Consider the following 3,004-nt stretch of genomic DNA (forward strand, 5'->3'; position numbering starts at 1 on the left):
ACCGATAGGAACATCGGCAAATACGGCATCGATGGCAAGCTGGAGGTGGCGAGGCCGGTTTTGCAAATTCGCCGCGGTGCCTTCCAGGCTATTGTCGGCGCGACTATTGCCGATGTGATCGGGCAGGGCGACGACGAACCCTGCACGGACAAGAAAGACCGCCAGGTCCCGATACGCCCAGGGTGTGCCGCCGTTGCCGTGAGATACCACGATCAACGTACGGTTCGACCCCGCCGTAGGAGCATCTACCGCAACGTTCAGTTCGTAAGGTCCGAACGGTTCTTTGCGTTGCGGATAGTCGGTTGGGTAGAGGACGACGAGCGGTACGGCCGTATTCTGGATCACGTCGAAGCATTCAAGGCGACGATATCCGACATTGCATGCCATGTAGTTATCCTGTGGTTCAACCGCATCGTAGCAAAGCGACTTCGCCGGGAGCGACAGAACCATGACATGGCCAACCATCGTCGCGAGCAACCTGACAACGACCGGCGTGGGCGTCCTGATCGTTGTAGTTTCATTGAACCGGCTGCTCGGCATGCTCTGGCCGTTCGCACTGGCTGTTCCCCTCATCCCGATCTTCCTGCTCGCCTACTCGGGCTACCCCGATGCCGTATACCTGTGGAGCTACCTGCCGATCGGGGTGGCGATCGCCCTGCGGAAGAGGGTAGGTACGTTCCCCAGGGATCCAGACCGCTGATATGCTGCCGCCACCGGACGGTCGCTGCCGTTCATTCCACTGCCGAGTGATCCGATGCATGCATTGACGCGTTGCATTTTCCTGCTGTGTCTGGCCTTCGTGGCGGGCTGCAACCAGGACAGCATGATTGCGAAGTTCACGCCTCATCCTGAAGCGGAGATCGCCAGGCAGGCGATCGACGACTGGCGAACCGGACACGTCGATCGCCTGGCGGTGTTGCTGTCCCCGGCGCTTGCCGGCGACACGGAACAACTGATTGCCGGGGGCGCGCAGTTATCCTCAGCGGCGCCGCTCTCGGTAAAACTGGTCGGGCTCAAGAGGCACGTCACGAACGACGTGAAGCGCTACGACCTCATGTATGAGTATGCATTCGGAGGGCGTTGGATGATCGCGGAAGTGGTGATCATCGAACAAGGCGATCGCCGCGAAATCGCAGGTATCCATGCGCAGATGCATGACCGGTCGCTCGAGCAGGTCAACGATTTTACGCTCGGCCAGAAGAGCGCCGAGCACTACCTCGTGCTGTTCCTGTGCTGCCTGTCGCCGTTGGTCAGCCTGACCGCGTTCGTGCTCTGCCTGCGGACGCCGATGCGTCGACGCAAGATCTGGTGGGCCTTGTTCACCCTGGTCGGTTTCGTCACGTGGTATTTCAACTGGAGCACCGGCGAGCTCGAGTTCCGACCGATCTCGTTGCAGCTGTTTGGTGCCTCCGCGTTCGCCTCTCCCTATGGTCCCTGGACCCTTGGCGTTTCGATACCCGTCGGGGCGATCTGGTTCCTGCTTCGGCGCAAGAAGCTGTCCGCTCCTCGCGGTGAGCCCGAACAGGTCTCCACCCCGRCGGAGTAGCGCGGGGTAGGTCGAGTTCGGCTCTAGTCCGTGGTCGCCGTCACGAAGCGGTTCCGGCCAGCGTGCTTGGCACTATAGAGCGCGCGGTCTGCATGCATGACCACGCCCTGCACGTGATCCGGTGCGCGCGTGGCCACGCCGATGCTCACGGTGACACGGCTATCGATGCCGTTGCCGTGTTCTAGTTGTGCGTCGTAGACGGCCCGATTCATTCGCCGCGCCACCACTTGCGCGCCGTCCTCATCGGTCCCCGGAAGGATGACCACGAACTCTTCGCCGCCGTAGCGGGCGATGAAGTCGGCTGGGCGCCTCAGCGTACCCGCGAGCAAACGTGCAACTGAGCGCAGCGCGACATCGCCCTCGAGATGGCCGAACGTGTCGTTGAATGTCTTGAAGTGGTCGATGTCGATCATGAGCACGCTGAGTGCGCGTTGCTCGCGCGCGGCCTCTTTCGTTCGTTCGTCCAGGGCCTGATCGAACGCGCGCCGGTTAGGAATGCCGGTCAATTCGTCGAGGAGGGAGACGCGTTCGACGGTGGACAAGGCCTCGGCGAGGCGGTCGCGGGTGCGAGCGAACCAGAACTGGGTCTGGGTGACACGGACCACGTAGGCGAGCATCGCGAGGGCGAGGATGCTGCGTCCGAACATGCCCTGTCGTTCGGTGATGCCGAGGCTGAGGGCGAAGATCGCTGCCAGCAGCAGRCCGGGAGCGAGACTCACCGACAGCTGGCGAGCCCATTTGTGCCGAATCGGCTCAAAGGGTCCAGGCGTAGCGTTCGCATGCAGCAGGCAGGCCAGGGCGATGAATGGCACCGTCGGCAGGACATCGGCCATGCGTTGCAGGGCGAGTGTGTCGGGGTAGAGCTCGTCGTGATTGTGAATGCCGGCACAGATGGCATAAAGCGCCAGAAATACGGTGCCGATGCCGAAGAATCGGTGGTCACCCTCATTGGTCGCAGTGACATAGCGCACGAGGAAGGTACCGAAAAGAAAGAGATTCTCGACATCGAAGGCTACGACGACCCAGCCCATGTCTTCTGGCTTGAGGAAGCCATAGGCGTCGGTGAGGTCGCGCACGCCGAGATAACAGAGCACCACCAGCAGGAGGAGGAGCACGCCGTCCACGATGCGGCGCGCATGCGAGGACGGCTCGTCGGGCGTCGTCACGGCGGCATACAGGAGTGGCGCGCCGTAACTGATGAAGAGGACGTAGGTGGTAATGAGGTTCTCGTCCGTCCCGGACTGCGCAATGGCGTAGGTCATGCCGGCGACCCAGCAGCCGATGCCGAGAGCGAGGCAGACGATGTAACGACGGTCATAACCAGGCTTGCGCAGGCAAAACATGGTGTAGGTGAGGGCGACTACGGCGGAAAGGAGCATCGCGTAGTCGGCAAGTTCGGGTGTTTGCTCGTGCAAGGCTGGGGGAATGAGCAGATGCGCGAGCGGTAATGCCGCCACC

General features: G+C 62.0%; 4 protein-coding genes. 2 read left to right on the forward strand and 2 right to left on the reverse strand.

The annotated features are described in order from the left end of the window. Positions 1-450 (reverse strand): alpha/beta hydrolase (locus AC1DT2_RS19485; RefSeq protein WP_477298121.1); only part of this gene is annotated, 450 nt, incomplete at its 3' end. Here AC1DT2_RS19485 and AC1DT2_RS19490 point away from each other — a divergent pair. Together AC1DT2_RS19490 and AC1DT2_RS19495 are read left to right on the forward strand one after the other, a co-directional pair. Continuing rightward, entirely contained in the window at positions 449-700 is a 252-nt protein-coding gene (locus AC1DT2_RS19490) for a hypothetical protein (RefSeq protein WP_477298122.1), read from the forward strand. The genes AC1DT2_RS19485 and AC1DT2_RS19490 overlap by 2 nt on opposite strands. 54 nt (positions 701-754) lie before the next feature. Then, positions 755-1,546 carry a hypothetical protein gene (locus AC1DT2_RS19495; RefSeq protein ID WP_477298123.1) on the forward strand — a complete coding sequence of 264 codons (792 nt, stop codon included), beginning with the start codon at positions 755-757 and terminating at the stop codon, positions 1,544-1,546. Between the two features lie 23 nt (positions 1,547-1,569). Here AC1DT2_RS19495 and AC1DT2_RS19500 read toward each other — a convergent pair. Further along, positions 1,570-3,004, reverse strand: a 1,435-nt coding sequence (locus AC1DT2_RS19500; protein ID WP_477298124.1) for a GGDEF domain-containing protein, incomplete at its 5' end; no start/stop codon positions are given.

It is taken from the genome of Luteibacter sp. P4_E6, from assembly GCF_056401535.1.

Excerpts from the sequence above, each read along its gene's own strand:
- AC1DT2_RS19490 (WP_477298122.1), top strand. The coding sequence starts at position 449 with ATGACATGGCCAACCATCGTCGCGAGCAACCTGACAACGACCGGCGTG.